The 23,315-nt window shown below is 54.4% G+C and carries 19 protein-coding genes; 13 read left to right on the plus strand and 6 right to left on the minus strand.

Annotation, left to right across the window (positions count from 1 at the left end; translation table 11 throughout):
* The first annotated feature begins 226 nt into the window (after positions 1–226).
* Positions 227–2,125, plus strand: a complete 1,899-nt coding sequence (locus tag ACIKP9_RS08100; RefSeq protein ID WP_400881328.1) for a sigma-54-dependent Fis family transcriptional regulator — start codon at positions 227–229, stop codon at positions 2,123–2,125.
* Positions 2,126–2,207: 82 nt separating this feature from the next.
* On the opposite strand, the gene ACIKP9_RS08105 is transcribed toward ACIKP9_RS08100, so the two are convergent.
* From ACIKP9_RS08105 to ilvD, 3 genes are read right to left on the minus strand one after another with little or no spacing between them, the layout of a single operon-like run.
* A complete protein-coding gene (locus ACIKP9_RS08105; protein ID WP_230346559.1) occupies positions 2,208–2,534 on the minus strand; it encodes a c-type cytochrome in 327 nt (108 codons plus the stop codon).
* A 55-nt stretch (positions 2,535–2,589) separates the two neighbouring features.
* Positions 2,590–3,501 (minus strand): D-hexose-6-phosphate mutarotase, encoded by a 912-nt coding sequence (locus ACIKP9_RS08110; RefSeq protein ID WP_400881330.1) that lies wholly within the window; start codon positions 3,499–3,501, stop codon positions 2,590–2,592.
* 57 nt (positions 3,502–3,558) lie between these two features.
* Positions 3,559–5,409, minus strand: a complete 1,851-nt coding sequence (gene ilvD / locus ACIKP9_RS08115; protein WP_400881332.1) for a dihydroxy-acid dehydratase — start codon at positions 5,407–5,409, stop codon at positions 3,559–3,561.
* Positions 5,410–5,469: 60 nt separating this feature from the next.
* Here ilvD and lgt point away from each other — a divergent pair, with 60 nt between their 5' ends.
* The 4 genes from lgt (at position 5,470) to ACIKP9_RS08135 (ending at position 10,730) form a co-directional block, all read left to right on the plus strand.
* A complete protein-coding gene (gene lgt / locus ACIKP9_RS08120) occupies positions 5,470–6,267 on the plus strand; it encodes a prolipoprotein diacylglyceryl transferase (RefSeq protein WP_400881334.1) in 798 nt (265 codons plus the stop codon).
* A 300-nt stretch (positions 6,268–6,567) separates the two neighbouring features.
* Positions 6,568–8,892 carry an FdhF/YdeP family oxidoreductase gene (locus ACIKP9_RS08125; protein ID WP_400881336.1) on the plus strand — a complete coding sequence of 775 codons (2,325 nt, stop codon included), beginning with the start codon at positions 6,568–6,570 and terminating at the stop codon, positions 8,890–8,892.
* Complete coding sequence (locus ACIKP9_RS08130) at positions 8,882–9,199, plus strand: hypothetical protein (protein WP_230346564.1); 318 nt, start codon at positions 8,882–8,884, stop codon at positions 9,197–9,199. The genes ACIKP9_RS08125 and ACIKP9_RS08130 overlap by 11 nt, the downstream gene beginning before the upstream one ends.
* A gap of 97 nt (positions 9,200–9,296) precedes the next feature.
* On the plus strand, positions 9,297–10,730 hold the full coding sequence (locus ACIKP9_RS08135) for an aminotransferase-like domain-containing protein (RefSeq protein WP_400881914.1): 1,434 nt from the start codon (positions 9,297–9,299) through the stop codon (positions 10,728–10,730).
* 13 nt (positions 10,731–10,743) lie between these two features.
* Here ACIKP9_RS08135 and ACIKP9_RS08140 read toward each other — a convergent pair whose 3' ends face one another.
* Positions 10,744–10,947: a CstA-like transporter-associated (seleno)protein gene (locus ACIKP9_RS08140; RefSeq protein WP_400881339.1), complete on the minus strand. Its 204-nt coding sequence runs from the start codon at positions 10,945–10,947 to the stop codon at positions 10,744–10,746.
* Entirely contained in the window at positions 10,947–13,016 is a 2,070-nt protein-coding gene (locus ACIKP9_RS08145; RefSeq protein ID WP_400881341.1) for a carbon starvation CstA family protein, read from the minus strand. The genes ACIKP9_RS08140 and ACIKP9_RS08145 overlap by 1 nt, the downstream gene beginning before the upstream one ends.
* 127 nt (positions 13,017–13,143) lie before the next feature.
* Here ACIKP9_RS08145 and ACIKP9_RS08150 point away from each other — a divergent pair, with 127 nt between their 5' ends.
* Both ACIKP9_RS08150 and ACIKP9_RS08155 read left to right on the plus strand, forming a co-directional pair.
* On the plus strand, positions 13,144–13,452 hold the full coding sequence (locus ACIKP9_RS08150; protein ID WP_400881343.1) for a hypothetical protein: 309 nt from the start codon (positions 13,144–13,146) through the stop codon (positions 13,450–13,452).
* Positions 13,453–13,529: 77 nt separating this feature from the next.
* Positions 13,530–15,326 carry an ABC transporter transmembrane domain-containing protein gene (locus tag ACIKP9_RS08155; RefSeq protein ID WP_400881345.1) on the plus strand — a complete coding sequence of 599 codons (1,797 nt, stop codon included), beginning with the start codon at positions 13,530–13,532 and terminating at the stop codon, positions 15,324–15,326.
* Positions 15,327–15,404: 78 nt separating this feature from the next.
* Here the strand turns inward: ACIKP9_RS08155 and ACIKP9_RS08160 are convergent, their stop codons facing one another.
* Positions 15,405–15,548 (minus strand): hypothetical protein, encoded by a 144-nt coding sequence (locus ACIKP9_RS08160; RefSeq protein ID WP_400881347.1) that lies wholly within the window; start codon positions 15,546–15,548, stop codon positions 15,405–15,407.
* A gap of 243 nt (positions 15,549–15,791) precedes the next feature.
* On the opposite strand from ACIKP9_RS08160, the gene ACIKP9_RS08165 reads away from it, so the two are divergent.
* The 6 genes from ACIKP9_RS08165 (at position 15,792) to ACIKP9_RS08190 (ending at position 23,241) form a co-directional block, all read left to right on the plus strand.
* Positions 15,792–16,604: a formate/nitrite transporter family protein gene (locus ACIKP9_RS08165; RefSeq protein ID WP_400881349.1), complete on the plus strand. Its 813-nt coding sequence runs from the start codon at positions 15,792–15,794 to the stop codon at positions 16,602–16,604.
* A gap of 52 nt (positions 16,605–16,656) precedes the next feature.
* Entirely contained in the window at positions 16,657–18,384 is a 1,728-nt protein-coding gene (locus tag ACIKP9_RS08170; RefSeq protein ID WP_400881351.1) for a protein kinase domain-containing protein, read from the plus strand.
* 131 nt (positions 18,385–18,515) lie between these two features.
* Positions 18,516–19,787 (plus strand): nitrate- and nitrite sensing domain-containing protein, encoded by a 1,272-nt coding sequence (locus ACIKP9_RS08175; RefSeq protein WP_400881353.1) that lies wholly within the window; start codon positions 18,516–18,518, stop codon positions 19,785–19,787.
* Positions 19,788–20,147: 360 nt separating this feature from the next.
* Positions 20,148–21,449 carry a CmpA/NrtA family ABC transporter substrate-binding protein gene (locus ACIKP9_RS08180; protein ID WP_400881916.1) on the plus strand — a complete coding sequence of 434 codons (1,302 nt, stop codon included), beginning with the start codon at positions 20,148–20,150 and terminating at the stop codon, positions 21,447–21,449.
* A gap of 71 nt (positions 21,450–21,520) precedes the next feature.
* Complete coding sequence (ntrB, locus tag ACIKP9_RS08185) at positions 21,521–22,420, plus strand: nitrate ABC transporter permease (protein WP_400881355.1); 900 nt, start codon at positions 21,521–21,523, stop codon at positions 22,418–22,420.
* A gap of 14 nt (positions 22,421–22,434) precedes the next feature.
* Entirely contained in the window at positions 22,435–23,241 is an 807-nt protein-coding gene (locus ACIKP9_RS08190; protein WP_400881357.1) for an ABC transporter ATP-binding protein, read from the plus strand.
* Positions 23,242–23,315: the final 74 nt, after the last annotated feature.

Here is a 23,315-nt window from a genome sequence, read left to right on the forward strand (position 1 = left end):
GTCATCCGGTCATCAACTTGCAGGCCCTATTCAGCAATCCTCATGCCAGCCTGCTCCACAATCAGGAATAATTCCCGAAAACCATGAAAAAATAATACGTTGCCTGATGAATTTATTCCTAACTATCGACTCAAACCCACTGTAATCAGTTGTAACGAAACTGCACAAGTGCTACATTTGGGAACAATTCCTCACACCAACCATGAAGTTCACCATGCAACACCCCATGACAAAGTCATTGCAGAAAATAGAGCATGCAAGACTACAGTTTCTTGAACAAGGCAATATGGTGGAGGGAGTCGTCAACGTCACCATTGCGCAATCCTGGCAACGCAGCCTGAACAACGGTATCAACGCTTACGCCCCGCTCAGCACGAGTACCCTGGCCACCACCGAACTAGAAAAGAAACGCAGCAAGAACCACTTGCTGCTAACCCAGGCAACACCGGAAATCACCACCCTATACGAGCAGATCGCGCACTCCTATAGCATGGTCGCCCTCACGGATGCCGAAGGCGTCATCCTGCATAGTGAGGGACAGCACATGCTGACAGACCTCGCTCCTAGCGCAATCTTGAGCCCGGGCTATTCGTGGGGTGAAAATGAACGTGGCACCAACGCTATCGGCACTGCCATTGTGGAAAAACAAGCCGTGGCAGTACAAGGGGCTGAACACTTTGTCGAACAGCTACACGGGTTCAGTTGCTATGCCGTCCCCATCTTTGGCCCGAATCAACAGCTACTCGGCACGCTCAATGTCTCCAATGCGTTTTCAGCCCACCAGCAGCACACGCTAGCCTTGGTCAAAATGGCGGCACAACAGATCGAGAACCGTATATTCCGTGCTTGCCACCAAGGGCCGGTACAACTCCATTTCCATACCAGCGCGGATTTCGTTGGCTCTGCCTGGGAAGGCATGGCCGTATTCTCCAGGCAAGGTGAGTTACTGGCCATCAACAGGAATGGCCTGACGCTTGCGGGCCTGGATTGCGTTCCCGACCATTTCGAAGCAATGTTCCTGCCCTCATTTAAGCAGGTATGCAGCCAAGCTGGAGATAGCATACTCAAGCTATCCTTGAGCAATGGCGACACCATCCATGGCACCTTGCGGATTGAATCAGATACCAGCAATACTTCGCCACGCGTTACCGCTATCCGCAGCAGCCATGCCGTGACAAGCAACCCATTGCTCGCCAGTCAAAGTAACGATCCGCGCATTAGCGAGATATTGGCCCAGGCCAAGCTGGTCATGAATCAAGATATCGCCATCCTCATCCAGGGAGAAACCGGCGTAGGCAAGGAATTACTGGCCAGCGCCATCCATCACAGTAGCGTTCGCGCACAAGGGCCATTGATCGCCATCAACTGTGCCGCACTGCCGGAAGGCTTGATTGAAGCAGAACTGTTTGGCTACGAAGAAGGCGCCTTCACCGGTGCTCGACAAAAAGGCAGCCAGGGCAAGATAGAACAAGCAGACGGCGGCACCCTGTTCCTGGATGAAATCGGCGATATGCCATTGCTCTTACAGGCACGATTATTACGCGTCTTGCAAGAGCGCAGTATTACCCCACTTGGTGGCAGCAAGGCAAGGAAGCTAGATTTTGCCGTGATCAGTGCCACCAACCAGAAACTACAGGACAAGGTCGCCTCGGGCGCATTCCGCAAGGATCTTTATTACCGCCTGAATGGCATCAGCCTGACGTTACCCCCCTTACGTGAGCGCCAAGACTTGCTTGGCATCGTGCATCACATCATGGAAGCGCAAGGAGCGGGCAACCTTGATATTCATGACGACGTCATCCAACTGTTCCGCCAGCACCCTTGGCCAGGCAACATCCGCCAACTGCATAATGTGCTGAAAACCATGCTGGCATTAGCAGCGGGCAATCCCTTACGCCGGCAGCACTTGCCGCCTGGTTTTATGGATGAACTGGGCAGCTATGCTCCAGAGCAAGAACTGGCGAACACAACAACGATCACTGCAGGCTCCATTGATGACATCACCAATGAAGCGGTCAAGCTGGCCCTGCAACACCATGAAGGCAATATCTCGGCTGCCGCACGTGAACTTGGCATGAGCCGTAACCGCTTGTACCGCAAACTAAAGGCCCTTGGCCTCGCCTGAAATCATCAGGGCACTACTACCTCAAAACGAAAAAGCCTGCCCAATAGGGCAGGCTTTTTCATGATATATCAACTTCAAGCGATTACAAGGTCAGTATCCACTGCACGATGAGCTTAATGTCCTCATCCTTCACCTGAGGACTATTCGGCCCCATTGGGACAGGCCCCCAGACACCGCTGGTACCATTCTTGACCCTGCCCACCAGCTTGGCCTCGGCTCCCGCTTCACCACGGTATTTTGCCGCGATATCCCGCAACGCCGGCCCAATGACTTTTTGCTTGATGGTATGACAAGCCAGGCAACCATTTTTTTGCGCCAGCGACTCCGCCACTTTTGCATCCACTGCCGCCGCCTGCCCTGCCATCAGCAGGCACCCCGTGGCGACTAAGATATGTACGATGGTCTTCATTCATTACTCCTTGGAAGCTTGCTGCTCCCGCTGAACCACGTTACAACAACCTAACTTACAAGCTCTCAGTGCTGTACTGCACACTCAGGGTATGCGAACTGCCAGGTGCGACAGTCACGACATTGCCCCTGACATTCGAGCTCTCGACACACAGCATATTGCGCCAACCATGATGGCTACCTAAATCGCCGATTTCGGCGGCCTTGCGCTCCCATGGTGTCCAGACCACGGTGGAGCGACTACCGGACTTCTCAATAATAATCTTGCGACGCAAGCCAGGGTCCTCCACCACACAGGTAGATTCGGTATTGAGATAGACACGGTCTACCTCTTCATTGAAGGTGATTTCGCCAGATTGGCGCTTGAGGGCGTAATCCTCTACCTTGTCTTCATACTCGGTATGATCCAGGCCCTGCACCTTCACCACCTCGATGTCACTCACCTGGAAATAAGTATGTAAAGCCTCGCCAATCACGAATGGCTCGCTACCCTTATTGGTGGTCGTCAACGCCATCTTGAGCACGGGACCAATATTGATGGTCAAGGTCAACTCACAATCATAAGGCCATTGCTTTTCCACCTGGCGGCTCTCCACCAGCCTGAGCACCAGGGTAGTGGTGTTATCTGGCAGAGGTGTAGCATCCACCACTTCCCAAGGCACCACGCGCGCAAAGCCATGAGGGCACAAGGTTTCATCGGTAGCATGGGGGCCGAACCACGGCCAGCACACAGGCACGCCACCACGGATGGAACGACCTGCAACGAAACGTGCCTGGTCAGACAACCACAGCACTGGCGCTTCCGCATGACGGGGGTTCCACTGCATGACGTGACCGCCTTGCAGGGCGATCTTGGCAGTGGCATGGGGATTTTCGATCTCCAATGTCACCAGGCCATTCAGGTCTGCGGAAAAATGGATTTTATGCCCGACCCCGTAACGGGCATTCAATTCATGTACTGATTGCATACGCTCTTTTTAAATCTGATTAATCAATTCTTTTTATTAAGCTGAGCCAGCAAACGCTTATTTCTCGATCTGGCTCACGTCGCGCACGGCACCCTTGGCAGCCGAAGTGCTCATCGCAGCGTACGCACGTAATGCAACGGATACATGACGCTCACGGTTGACCGGCTTCCATGCATCCTTGCCTTTCGCCTCCATGGCAGCGCGTCGATGTGCGAGCACCTCATCCTTGACCGCTAAATGAATGGTACGGTTCGGAATATCGATCTCGATGATATCGTTTTCTTCCACCAAGCCAATCGCTCCGCCTTCTGCCGCCTCAGGAGAAGCGTGGCCAATACTCAGGCCGGAAGTACCACCAGAGAAGCGTCCATCAGTCAGCAAGGCACAAGCCTTGCCCAAGCCCTTGGATTTAAGGTAGCTGGTCGGATATAGCATTTCCTGCATACCAGGGCCGCCACGTGGACCTTCATAACGGATGATGACAATGTCACCTGCCACGATCTTGTCGGCGAGGATACCGGCCACGGCATCGTCCTGGCTCTCGAAAATACGCGCACGGCCAGTAAATTTGAGAATACTGTCGTCCACGCCAGCCGTCTTCACAATACAGCCATCCAGCGCGATATTGCCGTAAAGCACGGCGAGACCACCATCCTGTGAATAGGCATGCTCCTTATCGCGGATACAACCTTCCTTACGATCGGTATCCAGGTCAGGCCACAGCATGGATTGGCTGAACGCGATCGTGGTGGAAATGCCACCGGGAGCCGCACGGTAGAACTTCTTCACTTCTTCGTCGGTGGTGGTCATGATGTCCCACTTATCCAGGGCAGCACCCAAAGTAGGACTATGGACAGTCGGCGTATCACGGTGGATCAAGCCAGCACGGCTCAACTCGGACAAGATACCCATGACGCCACCTGCACGGTGCACGTCCTCCATATGGTACTTGGCTGTCGCTGGCGCCACCTTGCTCACACACGGCACGCCGCGCGAGATGCGGTCAATATCCGCCATGGTGAAATCTACCTTGCCTTCATAAGCAGCCGCCAACAAATGTAATACGGTATTGGTAGAACCGCCCATCGCCACATCCAGGCTCATGGCGTTCTCAAAGGCATGCAGGTTGGCAATGCTGCGTGGCAGGACGCTTTCGTCATCTTGCTCGTAATAACGCTTGGTAATTTCCACGATCAGGCGACCAGCCTTGAGGAACAACTCCTTGCGTGCTGCATGTGTCGCCAGCGTGGAACCGTTACCCGGCAAGCTCAAGCCCAAGGCCTCTGTCAGGCAGTTCATGGAGTTCGCGGTAAACATACCGGAGCAGGAACCACAGGTCGGGCAGGCAGAACGCTCAATCGCATCAGACTCTTCATCCGAGATATTGCTATCTGCAGCTGCCACCATGGCATCCACCAGGTCCAGCTTGTGCACATTACCCTGCCAGTTCACCTTACCAGCTTCCATCGGGCCACCAGAGACAAACACCACTGGGATATTCAGGCGCAAGGCTGCCATCAACATGCCTGGCGTAATCTTGTCACAGTTAGAAATACAAACCAGCGCATCAGCACAGTGCGCATTCACCATGTATTCCACCGCATCCGCAATCAGGTCGCGGCTGGGCAAGCTGTACAGCATGCCACTGTGACCCATGGCAATGCCGTCATCCACCGCAATGGTGTTGAACTCCTTGGCCACACCACCGGCACGCTCAATCTCGCGCGCTACCAACTGCCCCAAATCCTTGAGGTGCACGTGGCCGGGCACAAATTGCGTGAATGAATTGGCAATCGCAATGATAGGTTTCTGGAAATCATCTTCCTTCATACCAGTGGCACGCCAAAGTGCGCGTGCGCCTGCCATGTTGCGGCCATGAGTGGAGGTTCTGGAGCGGTATTGCGGCATAAAAACCCTAAACTAAACGTATAATTAGGAGATTTTACTCCAATCCAAGGGCCAATCCCAATGCTTGTTCACCCACAATTTGATCCCGTCGCCATTCACCTGGGCTCGTTTGGCATTCATTGGTATGGATTGATGTACCTCATCGGTTTTCTCGCATTCCTTTGGCTAGGACGTTGGCGCATCGCTCACCAGCCTTGGTGGGCACAATCAGGATGGTCATACAAAACACTGGACGACGCACTGTTTTACGGCGCATTGGGCGTCATCCTGGGCGGCAGGCTAGGCTATGCCCTGTTCTACCAACATGACTACTACCTGGCCCACCCGCATGAAGTCCTTTTCCTCTGGCAAGGCGGTATGTCCTTCCACGGTGGATTCATCGGCGTCATGGCCGCCATGCTGCTATTCGCGAAAAAACGTGGGCTCACTTTCTTCGGCATCATGGATTTCGTTGCGCCCCTGGTGCCAGTCGGCCTGGGCGCAGGACGCATGGGCAACTTCATCAATGGCGAGCTATGGGGCCGCGCCAGCGATGCACCCTGGGCGATGGTTTTCCCTCAAGTCGACAACATTGCACGTCACCCATCTCAGCTTTATGAATTCCTGCTCGAAGGCATCGTATTGTTCACCATTCTCTGGTGGTACTCCAGCAAACCACGCGCCAGGGGCACCATCTCTGCCCTGTTCCTCATCGGCTACGGCAGCTTCCGTTTCCTGGTGGAATTCACACGCGAACCGGATAGCTTCCTGGGACTATTGTCTCTTGGCTTAAGCATGGGGCAATGGTTGAGTTTACCGATGGTGATTGCGGGCATCTGGTTAATGATGAGCAGCCTGAAACGCCACACACACCCTTAATTAACAGCCTCCGTACCCTTCCACTCTCCAACAACGAATGCTCAACATTCGTTGTTGGATCACAGGCATGCCCTCATGCCTGATCATACAACTGGCGCTTACCAAACATCACCGCCACCCATGTATCCGCGGGCCATTCGCGTTAATTAAGTTCCAAACTGTACTCTAAAAATTCCACCACTTCTGTATCTGGTTTCCATCTGTTACCCCTCTTACGATTGCTGTAATCGTCATTGTGTATTCATGTGCTAGCCAGACTTCATTCTCGCCAGCCTAATTTTGCTCACCAAGTAGGAAGATATGTCGCAACCTAAAGCCGCCATCAAGCCTTACCACCATCCTGCCGCTGGCTGGGGTGCATTGAAGCAAGTTGCCGCGCAGCTCGCGCTGCAGAAGATTCCCGTCAAGGGCGTCATGACCCTGCTCTCGCAGAATCAGCCAGATGGCTTCGACTGCCCAGGTTGTGCCTGGCCAGACAAGGAGCACACCTCCACATTTGAGTTTTGTGAAAACGGTGTGAAGGCTGTAGCGGCGGAAGCTACCTCCAAGCGCGTGCCACCGGAATTCTTCGCCAAGCATACCGTCACCGAGTTGATGGGATGGAGCGATTTCGATCTGGAGAACGAAGGCCGCCTGACCCATCCTATGCGTTATAACCCGGCAACGGACAAATACGAGGAAATTGCCTGGGACTGCGCCTTTGCCCTGATGGCAAAGCATCTGAATCAACTGTCCGACCCGAACGAGGCAATTTTCTACACCTCTGGTCGCGCCAGCAATGAAGCAGCTTTCCTGTATCAATTGTTCGTGCGTGAGTTTGGCACCAACAATTTCCCAGATTGCTCCAACCTTTGCCACGAATCAACCAGTATGGCCCTTCCACCTACCGTGGGTATCGGCAAGGGCTCGGTTACTTTGCATGATTTCGAGCATGCCGATACCTTGCTGATTTTTGGCCAGAACCCTGCCACCAACCACCCGCGTATGCTGGGCGAGTTGCGCGAAGCAGCCAAGCGCGGTGCACGCATCGTGGCGATCAACCCATTGAAGGAACGTGGCCTGGAGCGCTTTGCCGATCCGCAAAGCCCGTTCGACATGTTGTCATTCAAGGGCAGCAAGATCAGTGACATGTTCATCCAGCCCAAGCTGGGCGGTGACCTGGCCCTCATCAAGGGCATGATCAAATTCGTCATCCAGTGGGATGATGAAGCCATCAAGAACGGCACCGAGCGCGTGGTGGATGTGGAATTTATCCAGCAGCACACCAATGGCTTCGAGGCGATTGCTGAAGATGCCCGCAAGGAAAGCTGGGACGCCATCCTGGAAGAATCCGGCGTATCGCTGGAGCAGATCGAGGAAATTGCGCGTATTTACGCCACCGGCGACCGTGTGATTTCCACCTGGGGCATGGGCATCACCCAGCACAAGCACGGCGTTGCCACCATCAAGACCTTGGTCAACCTGATGTTGCTCCGCGGCAATATTGGCAAGGAAGGCGCTGGCCTGTGCCCAGTGCGCGGCCATAGTAACGTGCAGGGTAACCGCACCGTGGGTATCTATGAAAAGATGCCAATGGCTTTCCTCGAAAGCCTGGATCGCGTATTTGATATCAATGTGCCGAAGGAGCCTGGCTACGATGCAGTTTCCGCCATCCAGGCCATGATAGACGGCAAGGCCAAGTTTTTCTTTGCACTCGGCGGCAACTTCTCGATTGCCACACCTGATACTGACCGTACCTGGGAAGGCCTGCGTAATTGCGACCTCACCGCACATGTCACGACCAAGCTAAACCGTAGCCACTTGGTGCATGGCAAGGAAGCCTTGATCCTGCCATGCCTGGGCCGCACCGAGATTGACACTCAGGAAACCGGGCCGCAAGGCGTCACGGTGGAAGATTCTATGAGCATGGTGCATATTTCCTATGGCATGAACAAACCAGCTTCACCGCACCTGCTGTCGGAACCTGCCATCGTCGCCCGCCTGGCACAAGCCACTCTCAAACACAGCAAGACACCTTGGCTGGACTACATCAAGGACTACAGCAAGATTCGCGACGCCATTGAGCAGACCATGCCGGTGGCGTTTAAGGATTACAACGAGCGCATCAAGCATCCTGGCGGTTTCCGTATGCCTGTGCCTTCCAGCGATCGCGTCTGGATCACGCCATCAGGCAAGGCCGAATTCACCTTGCAGGAAATCCCGCGCAATTCGCCCATCCACCAGGCGCGTGAGCAGTACGGCGACCAGATGTTCGTGCTGATGACCACCCGCTCACATGATCAGTACAACACCACCATTTATGGCATGGATGACCGCTACCGTGGCGTTTTCGGCCAGCGCCGTGTGGTGTTCATGAACCCTGACGATATCAAGCGCATGGGCCTCAAGGCTGGCGACTGGATCAATCTGGTCAGCGTTTGGCAGGATGGTATCACGCGTCGTGCCGACAAGTTCCTCGTCGTCTCTTACGATATTCCGCAAGGTTGCATGGGTGGCTATTACCCTGAGACCAACAATCTGGTGCCGTTGGAAAGCGTGGCTGACTTGTCGCATACGCCAACTTCCAAGTCTATCCCGGTGATCATCGAGAAAACCACTGCACCCGAGGTAGCCAATGCTGCTTGAGCGCGAATATCACGATGAGCAGTCAGAACAGGCTGATTTTTCCTCTGACCACGCCCAACTAGACCAGAGTGCTGTCCTGATGCTTGGTATCCTGGAACTTCTTCATGCCGAGCATGAAGAAGGCCGTGCCCGCATGCCCCTGGCAGCCATCTGCAAACGGCTGGGGATACGCATGAGCACACTGCAACGCCTGATGACTGCCTTGAGCGAGCAGGCGTTGGTCGAAGTATCCACCGAGAAAGACCGGCTAGTCGCCGCGCTGACTGCCGGTGGCGAGGAAATTTCCCAAGCGCTGCAAGCTGCCTGAGCAGCAACCACCGAACCACCACCATTGGCAAACTCCAGCCGCACCCCTGCGCGGCTGGAGTACAATGACAGGCATCAAAGACTCCACCCCGGCCCCCATGAAGCTTTATGTCTCGTTTGCTGCCCGCATACGCGCGATGATCGATGAAGGCGTATTGCGACCCGGCGACAAGATATTCTCAGTGCGGCAAGCCAGCCAGAAATACGGGCTAAGCATCAGCACCGTATTGCGCGGCTATCTTCTACTGGAGCAGGAAGGCATCATCAGCAGCCATCCACAATCCGGTTACTACGTCACACCGCGCAAACGCTTGCAGCAACGCAACACCTCGCCGCTATCCAAAGACATCAACCTGTCAGAAGTTGATGCCAGCAAGCTGGTGCTCACCACGTTGAAGTCCATTCGCGAATTTGGCACGGTACCATTGGGCTCACCGTTTCCCGATCCACAACTATTCCCGCTCAAGAAGATTCACCAGTACGAAAAAGCCCTCACAGACGATGAAGGGGAATGGGGCATCTTGAGTGACCTGCCACCGGGCAACGAAATGCTGCGCCAGCAGATTGCCCGCCGCTATCTTGCCAATGACATGGATGTTTCACCGGATGACATTGTCATCACGCATGGTGCCACCGAGGCCATCACGCTCTGCCTGCAAGCCGTCGCCAAGGCTGGCGACATCATCGCCTTGGAAGCTCCTGGCTACTATGCTTTGGCGCATACGGTAGAACGCTTGGGCATGAAGGTCGCCGAACTGCGCACCGACCCAGAATCCGGCATCGACCTGGATGCATTACGCGCCACTACGGATAATGTGCGTATTGCCGCCGTGGTACTCACGACCAATTTCCAGAACCCGTTGGGTTTTGTCATGCCGGACGCAAAGAAACAAGCATTAGTGGAATTTCTGGCAGAGCAACAGATTCCATTGATCGAGGATGATGTTTATGGCGAGCTGTACTTTAGTGAAACAGCACCCAAGCCTGCCAAGGCCTTTGACCGTTCTGGCCTGGTGCTGCATTGCTCGTCATTCTCCAAGTCATTGGCACCAGGTTATCGCGTGGGCTGGACCAGCGCCGGGCGCTATCGGCAGGAAGTGGAACGCCTGATGTTCCTCAATAGCCTCTCGCTGCCATCCGCCCCGCAAATCGCGATTGCCAAGTTCATGCAGCGCGACAGCTTTGAGCAACATCTCAAACAATTGCGTCACACCCTGCGTTCGCAATATGTGCTGATCCGTAATGTGATTGCAGAAAGCTTTCCCGTTGGCACCCAGCTTTCAGAACCGAAAGGCGGCTATGTGATCTGGGTCAAACTACCAGCGCAACTGGATGCCCTGGCGCTTTACCGCTTAGCCATCGACAATGGCATTACCGTGGCACCAGGCACTATCTTTTCCCGCAAAAAAGACCTCACCCACTATATCCGCTTGAATTTCAGCCACCTGTGGACCTTGGCTATTGAGCAGGCAGTACGCGACGTGGGCGCCTTGGCACACGACATGCTGGCGTCACATGTGCCGCAGGGTTAACGCCAGCATATCCTCAACAGCAACGCTTCACACCATCCCACTTCTGCTGCTGCCATTGCTTGAAGAACACTTCCCGTGTCAGCGGAGGCTCGTGGTGTTGGTGCTTTTCCTGGTTGCTGCGATATAACGCCAGATAGCGCTCGTAAGCATCGTCGCCCGACACCTGGCGCAAAAAGCGCCAAGTACGGTCAAGGCATCGTTTGGTGGCCTGCCACATCAGTCACGCACCCAGGCAGTATCCAGCTTGGTCTGCATATGGTCAGCCTCTACCGAGGGCAAGACAGGCTTGCCGCTCAAACTGCGGTAACTGACGCGCAGCATGTCGAGAATCACGATCCACAACACCGCCACGAAGAACAGCGTCAATACAGCATCCAACTGCTGGTTGAAGATGAGTTGCGGCGCCACGGCAGCCTTCTCGGGCGGCAGCACTCCGGCAGCCAGCTTGGCCGACATGTCATTGGCCGCCGCAATAAAGCCTACACGCACATCTGCGCTGGTAATCTTTTCCCAGGCGGCAGTCGTCGTCACCACTACCAGCCAACTTAGCGGTAGCCCGGTTACCCAGGCATACCTGAGCTTGCCTGACTTGATCAGGATGCCTGTGCCTACTGAGAGGGCAATGGCGGCCAGCATCTGGTTGGAAATACCGAACAAGGGCCAGAGGATATTGACCCCGCCATTGGGGTCAATCACACCGATGTAGAGGAAATAGCCCCAGCCTGCGACGACAATTGCGCTGGTAAACAGTACCGAGGGATACCATGAAGTCTGCCCCAGCTTGGGCCAGAAATTGCCCAGCATATCCTGCAACATAAACCGCCCAACGCGCGTGCCAGCATCCAAGGTAGTCAGGATGAAGATCGCCTCGAACATGATGGCAAAGTGGTACCACAAGGCCAACAGGTGTTCACCAAAAGCGCTACCAAAAATACTCGCCATACCGACCGCCAGCGAAGGCGCACCACCGGTACGCGCAAACAAGGTAGATTCACCCATCTGCCGCGCCAGCGTTTCCATCTGCTCCACCGTGACAGGAAAACCCCAACTGGAAATGGTCGCAACGGCATCAGCCGCCTCCTTGCCCACCAGCCCAGCCGGACTGTTGATGGCGAAGAAAACGCCAGGCTCCAGTACGGTAGCCGCAATCATGGCCATGATGGCCACGAACGACTCCAGCAACATGGCTCCGTAGCCTATCATGCGAATATCGGACTCATTGGCGATCAGCTTAGGCGTAGTGCCTGAAGCGATCAGGGCATGAAAACCCGAGACAGCCCCGCAGGCAATGGTAATAAAGACAAACGGGAATAAGGTGCCGCCAAAGATGGGGCCAGTACCATCAATAAACTGGGTCAATGCAGGCATCTTGACTTCGGGTTGCAGCAGGATGATCGCCACGGCCAGCAGGAAGATGGTGCCCAGCTTCATGAACGTAGAGAGGTAATCACGCGGAGCCAATAACAACCACACCGGCAGGATGGCAGCCGCAAAACCGTAGACAATCACCCACCAGGCCAGCGTTAGGCCATCATGATCAAACAAACCGCGCAGGAAGGGATGATGGTCGATATAGCCGCCACCGAACACCGATAGCAACAACAAGACCACGCCAATAATGGATGCCTCCAGCACACGGCCCGGCCTGATCAAGCGCATGTAAATACCGACAATCATGGCGATCGGGATAGTGGCCGCCACAGTGGAAGTTGCCCACGGGCTGTGCTTCATGGCGTTGACCACGACCAACCCGAGCACCGCGATGAGGATCACCATGATGGTGAACGTCCCCACCAGCGCGGCAAAACCACCGATCGGCCCCAGCTCCTCACGCGCCATCTGGCCAAGGCTGCGCCCATTACGACGTGTCGAGAGAAACAAGGTGACCATGTCCTGCACCGCACCACCGAGCACGGCGCCCACCAATATCCACAAAGTACCGGGCAGGTAGCCAAACTGTGCCGCCAAGGTTGGCCCAACCAATGGCCCGGGGCCTGCAATCGCGGCAAAATGGTGACCAAACACCACCCACTTATTGGTGGGAACATAATCACGGCCATTATCCAGCCGCTCGGCAGGCGTGGCTCGCGTCGCATCCACCACCAACACCTTGGCGGCAATCCAGGCTGCATAGAAGCGATAGGCGATGGCAAACACACAGACTGCTGCTGCCACGAACCAAAGCGCATTAATGCTTTCACCGCGATGCAGGGCAATACCGCCCACTGCGCTAGCCCCAATAATGGCGATCAAGAACCAGATCAGGTACTGCAAGGTTTTATTCATTTAGGTTTATGATGTGATGGAAATTAATGACCAGCAGTATAAAACCAAACCTGCAGACTGCGTAATCTGCCCGGAACGGATATTGCTAGTCTATTGGCTCCTATACCAACAATCTTGAGAGATAAGCATGAAATTAACCTGTGTGAGCTTTTTGGCACTGCTGGCATTGCATCTGCCAGCCATTGCGGCACCGGAAGAAGCGCCACCGACTGAAACCACGACAGCGAGCGGGGACAAAATCCTGCTGCATCCGAATGGTAAGTGGGAATATGTCGACAAGGTGAAAAAAGCAGAAGCCGACAAGATTGCCAAGCAATACCCAGAAAATCAGGGCTGCCCTCCCGGCACACAAGGTGGCGTCTTTGGCATCGGGCGCTGCATTGCACCTGGAGACAAGGACTTCAATCGCGGCTCCATCAGCGGCAAGGGCCGGTAAACCCTGTCACAGGGTAGCCGATTTGGCGGCTACCCTGCTTACCCCAACCTTGCCCAGTGCGGTATGCTAGACATCCCGTGCCAGCCCAAGCGAGGTTCACCCTGCAAACCCCAAGCCGTCCCTTACGATTATTTAGTGAATTGTGGCCGCTATTACGGCCTTACCGCTGGCAAATCCTGCTCGCATTCTGCTTGCTCAGCCTGGCCTCTGCCATCTTGCTGCTGGTGCCATGGGCATTTCGCGATCTGATCGACCAAGGCTTTCGCACGGATTCTGCTACTGCGCAAAGCATGCAGGATATCAACCGGCATTTTATTTTCATTTGCGGCCTGGTGATTGTCTGGGCCTTGATCGTGGCATGCCGTTATTTCATCGTGTCCTGGATAGGCGAGCGCGTCACCGCTGATCTGCGTACCCTGGTCTATCAGCGGGTACTCATGCAATCGCCCCAGTTTTTTGAAACCTTGCAAACCGGCGAGGTGCTCTCACGCTTAAGTGCAGATACAACACTGATCCAGACCGTAGTTGGCAGCTCGATTTCTTTAGGTTTGCGCAGCTTGTTCCAATTTATCGGCGGCATGATCATGCTCGCGATCACAAGTTGGTATTTGTTCAGCCTAAACCTTGGGTTGATGTTGTTACTGACACTGCCTATCCTGCTGATTGGCCGCTCGGTAAGAAAGCTCTCGCGTGAATCGCAAGATCGCATTGCCGACAGCTCGGCCATGGCTGGGGAAATCCTCAATGCCATGCCAACCGTACAAGCCTTCACCCAGGAGCCACGCGAAAACCAGCGCTTCCACCACAGTGTGGAAACCAGCTTTCACGCTGCCATACGCCGCATTCGCGTGCGTGCCTTCCTGGCAGCCTTTGTCATTGCCGGCATTAGCGCGGCCATTATTTTTGTCTTGTGGCTGGGCGCACACCAAGTCACGCAAGGTGAGCTCTCGGGCGGTGAACTGGCCTCCTTCATCCTCTATGCCGCCCTGGTAGCCAGCAGCGTCAGCACCATCGCTGAGGTTTGGGGCGACATTATGCGCGCAGCTGGTGCTACCGAACGCTTGCTAGAGCTGCTCAACAGCGAACCTGCTATCCGTAACCCATCCGCGCCAATGGCATTGGCAACCCCGAGCACGGCGAGCATCAGGCTGGAAAAAGTAAGCTTTTACTATCCGTCAAAACCTGACCAGGCAGCGCTTGATCAAATCTCCCTTGAAGTCAAAACGGGTGAAACCGTGGCCCTGATCGGGCCATCGGGTGCAGGCAAAACCACCCTATTCCAGCTTTTGCTGCGCTTCTACGATATCCACGAAGGCAGCATCACCATCAATGGTCAGGACATCCGCAGCCTCTCACTCAGCTCATTGAGAAACATGATCGCCATCGTGCCGCAAGACCCGGTGATCTTTTCTGCCAATGCACTGGAAAACATTCGCTACGGCAGACCGGATGCCAGCGACGAGGAAATCAAGCGTGCAGCTCAGGCGGCACAAGCGCATACATTCATTGAGCACCTGCCGCAGGGTTACAACACCTTTCTGGGAGAACGTGGCACTCGGCTCTCCGGCGGGCAGCGCCAACGCATTGCGATTGCACGCGCCATTCTCAAAAACGCACCTATCCTGTTGCTTGATGAAGCCACCAGCGCTCTGGATGCTGAATCTGAAAACTTGGTGCAACAAGGCCTGGATATGGCCATGCAAGGGCGTACAACACTGATTATCGCGCACCGCCTTGCCACGATTCAAAACGCAGATCGCATCGTGGTTCTGGAGCACGGTCGCATCATTGAAACAGGCACCCCACACGAATTAAGGCGGCAATCCGGGCTTTATAGCCGCTTGGCGAAACTGCAACTGGATATCCAGCCGTGACCGTGCACCATGATAAAGCACCACATCCACACAAATGCACTACAACCGTGCAAACAAGCTAACAGCCCCATCCTGGGCTCACGGCGGCAAGCCCGCGGCGGACTCATCTGCCACCACGCGCACCACGCCTTTGGTATTGCTAGATATCTCACGATTCACGCCACGATATCCCCACAACAGCCTGTCTCCCGTATCAACCGGCAACATCCTTAACATCTGCATGATCTAAAGCGTGCATGGCACGCTGCCTTCACTGGCATTGTGTCAGCGCCCAACCCCGGCACATTTTTTGCTGGCCTAGATATTGGATGTACTGCATGAGATAGCGCCAACGGGGGCGTGGATCATGCGAATGTAGCGCAATACTCCACAAAAAATCACGATAGGACAACGGCGTCCACTTCAGGTGTTCCTTACCAGGGATATCAGGAGTGGGCGCTTTTTTATTTTTAACGAGGTGTACTTATGGCTTATCTATTACCATCAGAGTTCGTGACCAAAATGGTCGATGCCGGCGAATCCAAAATCTTCATGTCCACCCGGGACACCATCATCCGCGCCTATATGGCAGGTGCCATCCTGGCCTTGGCTGCCGTATTTGCAGTTACAGCATCGGTGCAGACTGGCTATCCATTGATCGGTGCCATACTGTTTCCTGTCGGGTTTGTCATGCTTTACCTGCTGGGTTTCGATCTGCTCACCGGTGTTTTCGTTCTCACGCCACTGGCCTTGATCGACAAACGCCCTGGCGTGACCGTCAAAGGCATTTTGCGCAACTGGGGCCTGGTATTTGTCGGCAATTTCCTCGGCGCATTTACCGTTGCAGTGTTCATGGCCATCGTCTTTACCTTTGGCTTTGCAGCTGAGCCTGACAAAGTCGGCACCATCATCGCCGGCATCGGTGAGAAACGCACACTGGGCTACGCCGAGTTTGGTGCCGCTGGCATGCTGACCGTCTTTATTCGCGCCGTCATGTGTAACTGGATGGTATCCACCGGTGTTGTGGGTGCCATGATTTCCACCAGCGTTTCCGGCAAGGTAATCGCGATGTGGATGCCGATCATGGTCTTCTTTGCCATGGGTTTCGAGCACTCCATCGTCAACATGTTCCTTTTCCCTTCAGCCCTCATCATGGGAGGTAATTTCTCCATCATGGATTACCTGATCTGGAACGAATTACCTGTGGTTCTTGGCAATCTGGTTGGTGGCTTGGCCTTCACTGGGCTGACCTTGTACTCCACCCACATCAAGACAGCACCCAAGCGCAGCATGCGTTAATTGTTCACGGGACGATGACTAGGCATCATCGTCATCGCCCCGGCACAGCAATATGGACAACACACTCAATATTTCCATCGGCCAGCACTCTGACCGAGGACACAAGGATATCAACCAGGATTTTCATGGTGCACGTGTGCCGCAAGGCCACCAATTGACCACCAAAGGCATTGTGGTTGCGCTGGCTGACGGCATCAGCAGCAGCACTGTCAGCCAAGTGGCCAGCGAATCTGTCATCCGCAACCTGTTGAGTGACTATTACTGCACGTCCGACGCCTGGAGCGTCAAGCACGCCGTACATTGCGTCCTGAATGCGATCAACTCCTGGCTATACGCCCAGACCCGGCGCAGCCAGTATCGTTATGACCGCGACAAGGGCTACGTTTGCACCATCAGCGCCCTAGTGATCAAATCCAACCAGGCACATCTTTTTCATGTTGGCGACACCCGTATCTACAGATTGAGCGGCCAATCTCTGGAACAGCTCACCGAGGATCACAGGGTCGTCATCAATGCGGAGCAAAACTATCTCAGTCGCGCACTCGGCACAGGCCCGCAGATCGAGATCGACTACCTATCCATGCCCATCGAGACAGGAGACATCTTTCTGCTGGCTTCCGATGGTGTGTATGAATATACAGATGCACCATTGATTGCCACCGCCATTACCGATCACCCGCATGACCTTGATGCCGCTGCACGACGAATTGTGGAGCAAGCCCTGGAACGCGGCAGCCAGGACAACCTGACAGTGCAAATTGTCAGGATAGATCATCTTGACCAACGCCAGCCCAACCCGCTATTGCCGCACTCAAGCCTACCTGCGCCACCACTGCTGGAAGCACGGACGGATTTCGACGGCTATCATATCGTCAGGGAGCTGCATCACAGCCATCGTAGCCACCTTTATCTCGCGATTGATCGTGATACAGGCCAGCAAGTGGCGCTAAAGACGCCATCCACCGACCTCAGTGCAAATCCAGCGCAACTCAACCGTTTTACTCTCGAAGAATGGGTGGCGCGGCGCATCAACAATGCACATGTGCTAAAGCCATGCAAACGTGAACACAAGCCACAGTATCTCTATGTCGCGATGGAGTTCATCGAAGGCATTACCCTGGCGCAGTGGATGCGGGATAACCCCAGGCCGAGCCTGGAAACGGTACGCGGCATTGTCGAGCAAATTGCCAAGGGCTTGCAGGCCTTTCATCGCGCCGAGATGCTGCACCAAGATTTGCGCCCGGAAAATATCATGATAGACCACCACGGTGTCGTCAAAATCATTGATTTCGGCAGCGTCTGGGTCGCAGGCCTGGAAGAGTGCCATCTAGCGGAAATTTCTCCCATTCCAGGTGCTATTCAATACATGGCACCTGAATATTTCCTCGGCGACGCCGGATCGCCGCTATCAGACCAATTCTCACTCGGTGTCATCGCCTACCAGATGCTCACGGGCAAGTTGCCGTATGGCACCCAGGTCGCCAAACTCAAATCTCGTGGACAACTGCAAAGGCTATCCTACCTATCGGCCATCAATATTCACGACAGCATGCCATCATGGGTGGATGATGCACTGGCCAAAGCCGTACATCCAGAACCAGAGAAACGCTATCAGGCCTTGTCAGAATTCATCCACGATCTGAGGCACCCCAACCAGGATTTCCTCCATCGGCACCGGGGCGGACTACTGGAAAAGAATCCCCTCCTGTTCTGGAAAATCACAAGCCTGTTATTATTCATGCTTGTCATCGGCCTGTTGTACATCATCCAACTCTCCTGAGTTACACGCACTAGCACAAAGGCTTCATCAACCACTACTCCGTATTGTCATTGTTCCAAGCGCTATCCATGCCCCGTGATCAGCCCGATCACAATGGCACTGCGCATGATTTTTGCTACCAAATAAATACCATGAGAGACATTTCACCAGACCAAACCATTATCCTGGCCAAGATGCGGCATATCGAGGAGCTTGAGCGGCTCTCGATATGCACCGGTTTTGTCGAAACGATTGGCCTGATCATCCACCAGATTCAGGCCGAGCGCGGTGCAAGCTGCCTTTACCTAGCCTCGGCAGGCCAACGCTTCGGCAAGGAGCGTAGTGAAATCATTGAGAAAAACCAGAGCCTGGAACTGCAATTCCGAGAAGCATTGCAGCGCCACCTGAGCCATAACAACCAGGTTGATGCCAAACAGCTCACCCTGATTTCATGGATACTGCTGGGATTTGATCAACTGAAATCGTTGCGTCACCAGGTGACGTTGCACAAGATTTCATTTCCCGATTGCATACAGTCGTTCAACCGCTTTATCGGTAGCCTGATCTCGCTGATTTTTGACATTACCGACAATGCCGTGAATAGCCAGATCTCCACCTACCTGCTGGCACTTTACAACCTGGTGCAGGGCAAGGAATTTGCCGGGCAAGAACGCGCCGTGGGCTCCTATATGTTTGGCTCCGGCCATATCCAGCAAGAGCACCAACACAAGCTACTGGAACTGATCGCCTTGCAGGAAAGGCACTTCGAGCTGTTCAGCCAGTTTGGCGGCAATCCGTTGCAAAAAGCATGGACAGCCTCGAAGGATACCAGCACCCACCACCTACATCAGCAATACCGCGACAAGCTCACCCACGCCAAGGATGGCCAAGCCGTGCAAGCGCATGATGGCGATGCCTGGTTCGAGCTTTGCAGCCAACGTCTCAGCGATATCTGGCATATGCAGTGCCAATTGATCAATGGCATGCATGACATGCTGGAAACCCTGGTCAGCAATGCGAAAAGTGACTTGGCAAAAACACGCCAATATCTGGAAAAGATGCGCCGCCACCCAGCTACACTGGATAGCGCCTTCTTCAACCTCTCCATCCCGGTGGAGAACGCCTACACTTTCCTCGCACATGACAACCAGCACCCCTACCCCATGGAATCCATCGTCTCATTACTGCAACAGCAGTCACAGCAGATTGCCGAAATTGAAAACGAACTATCCGAAACCAAAAAAGCGCTGGCAGAAAGAAAGCAGATTGAACGAGCCAAAGGCGTGCTCATGAGCACGCTGGGCATCAGCGAAGTGGAAGCTTATAAAGTCATGCGCAGCACCGCCATGGAGCAAAACCGCAAGATTATTGATGTCGCAGACAACATCCTGGCCAAGCAAAAATCACCTTCACCAAGGCACTAAAGATGGTGCACCTGCACTTGGGTGGTGCGAAGCACGCTGATGGCCCATTCCTTGGATAATCCACACTACACAAAAAAATAAATTAAAAATCAATCATTTAAAAACAACCACATTCCTGGCACGGCATTTGCTAATGCCTAACTGAACAGTGGTGGCCAATGGCGGTTGCCAGCGTTTGATAATGGCAACCTCACGGGCCACACGGTAATTTGATGGCAAGCCATAAGGCTTGAACAACCCAGGACAAAGGCGTCCCGATTGCAGACAACAGATCGTCTGCAATCGGGACGCCTTTTTTGTTTTTACGCTTTTCATTTTCGATTGATTCAAGGAGCAGCCAGGATGAGCAATTCCAATAAAATGAGTACTGCCAAACCAGATCCATCATTACCTGAATCCACTCCCCATGGCGATGGTATCAATAGCAGCAGGCGCCAATTCTTTCACAAGGCGATGGCCAGCACCTTAGGCGCTGCCGCCATGATGAACATGGTGCCCTCTGCTCTTCATCAGCAAGCCTGGGCAGCTGGTTCGGATGCTCCCGAACTCACCGAGGTGAAAATCGGTTTTATCCCCTTGACTGACTGTGCCCCGGTGGTTGTGGCTGCGCAAATGGGCTTCGACAAGAAATATGGCATCAAGATCACGCCTTCCAAGGAAGCCTCCTGGGCAGCTATCCGCGACAAGGTAGCCAATGGCGAGCTACATGCCGCGCATATGCTGTATGGCATGGTCTATGGTGTACAGATGGGCATAGGTGGCCAGCAGAAGGATATGTCCGTCCTGATGACACTGAACAACAATGGTCAAGGCATCACGCTGGCCAACCAACTCAAGGAAAAAGGTGTCACCAGCGGCCAAACGCTCAAGCGCCTGATCGACAATGAAAACCGCGACTTCACCTTTGCCCAGACTTTCCCTACTGGCACCCACGCCATGTGGCTTTACTACTGGCTGGCCACCTATGGCATTAACCCATTCAAGGATGTAAAAACCATCGTCGTGCCTCCGCCGCAAATGGTGGCAAATATGCGTATCGGCAACATGGATGGCTACTGCGTGGGCGAGCCGTGGAATGCGCGTGCGATTTACGACAAGATCGGCTTCTCGGTTGCCACGTCCCAGGATATCTGGGCTGATCATCCGGAAAAGGTATTGGGCACGACGGCAGACTTTGTTGCCAAGAATCCAAACACCGCGCTTGCCATGACCAAGGCTATCCTGGAAGCCTGCCGTTACATTGATGCCACAGCGAATCGTCCTGCGGTTGCCAAGCTGATTTCAGGCAAATCCTACGTCAATGCCCCGGAAGAAGTGATTGAAGGCCGCTTCCTTGGGCATTACGACAACGGTATCGGCAAAAAATGGGAAGACCCGAACTACATGAAGTTCTTCAATGATGGCAAGGTGACTTTCCCCTACCTATCCGACGGCATGTGGTTCCTGACGCAGCACAAGCGCTGGGGTCTGCTGAAAACTGACCCTGATTACCTGGCTGTCGCCAAAAAGGTCAACCGTATTGATATCTATACCGAAGCTGCCAAGTCATTAGGCATCGCTGTGCCAAGCGACCCGATGCGCAGCAGCAAGCTGATTGATGGCGTAGTTTGGGATGGCAAGGATCCCAAGGCCTATGCCAATAGCTTCAAGATCAAGGCCTGATGATACGTGGTGGTGCAGGCCCCACCAGGCCAGCACCACACCCCAAGACATGGTGATACGAGGCAAACATTATGAGCGCAGTCAGTATCCGCAAGGAAGATATCAAGACCATCATGAAAAATGATCAAACCATTACAACTCCAAGCAGCCAGCCTCCCCAGGCAAGGCCTGCAGCCGTCGCACGCCCTGGCGTGTTCGCGCAGAAGTCACGTACGTTTTTCCAGTGGCTGTTACCACCGTTTTTTGGCCTTGGGCTGCTGATCGTCGTCTGGGCGCTGATTTCCTATCAATCGCCTAACCTGCCTGGGCCAGTATCCACCTGGCACGCCGCCACTGAGCTGTTCAGTGATCCGTTCTATGTCAACGATATCAATGACCAAGGCATAGGCTGGAATATCCTGGCCTCGCTGGAGCGTGTCGCACTGGGCTTTGGCTTGGCAGCGCTAATTGGTATCCCGCTGGGCTTCATTATCGGGCGCTTCCAGTTCATGTCACGCATGGCAGCCCCGGTGATCGGCATTTTGCGCCCAGTGTCACCTCTGGCCTGGCTCCCCATTGGCCTGTTGGTATTCAAGGCGGCTAACCCTGCGGCGATCTGGGTCATCTTCATCTCCGCTATCTGGCCCATGATCATCAATACCGCAGTCGGCGTGAGCAAGGTGCCGCAGGATTACATGAATGTCGCCAAGGTGCTCAACCTCTCGGAGTGGAAGATCGTCACCAAGATACTCTTTCCTTTCGTCCTGCCTTACATGATGACCGGCGTACGGCTCTCCATTGGCGTGGCCTGGCTGGTGATCGTTGCAGCAGAAATGCTCACCGGTGGTGTCGGCATCGGTTTCTGGGTATGGGACGAATGGAACAACCTCAACGTCGAGCACATCATCATCGCGATTTTCGTGGTGGGCATTGTAGGCCTGCTGCTGGAAGTGGCCCTGACCTCGCTTGCCAAACGCTTTAGCTACGAATAGGAAAGAACCAGACCATGGACAAGATTATTCAGGAAAGATACGTGCAACTGGAAAACGTTGATATGACCTTCCACACCAAGAAGGGCACATTCGAGGCGCTCAAGAATGTCAATTTCAGCATCCGCGAGGGCGAGTTCATCTCTATCATCGGCCACTCCGGCTGCGGTAAATCTACCGTCCTCAACCTGATTGCAGGGCTGCTACACCCCAGCGCGGGCAATCTTTTCTGCGCCGGGCGTGAAGTCGCCGGCCCAGGCCCTGAGCGTGCCGTGGTGTTCCAGAACCATTCACTGCTGCCTTGGCTCACCTGCTTCGAGAATGTCTACCTGGCAGTAGAGCGTGTATTCGGCGCAAAGGAAGGCAAAGAAAAACTGCAACAACGCACGCGAGCCGCGATTGAATTGGTTGGCCTCGCCCATGCAGCCGAGAAGCGCCCCAATGAAATCTCCGGTGGCATGAAGCAACGTGTTGGTATTGCCCGCGCATTGGCAATGGAACCCAAGGTACTGCTGCTGGATGAACCCTTTGGTGCGCTAGACGCCTTGACCCGTGCCCACTTGCAGGACGAGCTGATGGCGATCATGGCCAAGTCTGGCTGTACTGCTGTCATGGTCACGCACGATGTAGACGAAGCAGTGCTGCTGTCAGACCGTATCGTCATGATGACCAACGGCCCGGCGGCCACCGTGGGCGAGATATTGGCCGTCGATCTGCAACGCCCGCGTAAACGCCTGGAACTGGCAGAAGACAGCCACTACAACCACCTGCGTAGCGAGGTGCTGAAGTTCCTGTATGAGCGCCATGCGAAAAAGGCTGCATAAGCAAACCCTGAGCAAAAAAATGGCCCGTCGGTCAGGACGGGCCGGTAATACCGCCACCCCTCATCTGAAAAAAG

It is taken from the genome of Methylobacillus methanolivorans, from assembly GCF_044751345.1.
Taxonomy (GTDB): Bacteria; Pseudomonadota; Gammaproteobacteria; order Burkholderiales; family Methylophilaceae; genus Methylobacillus; species Methylobacillus methanolivorans.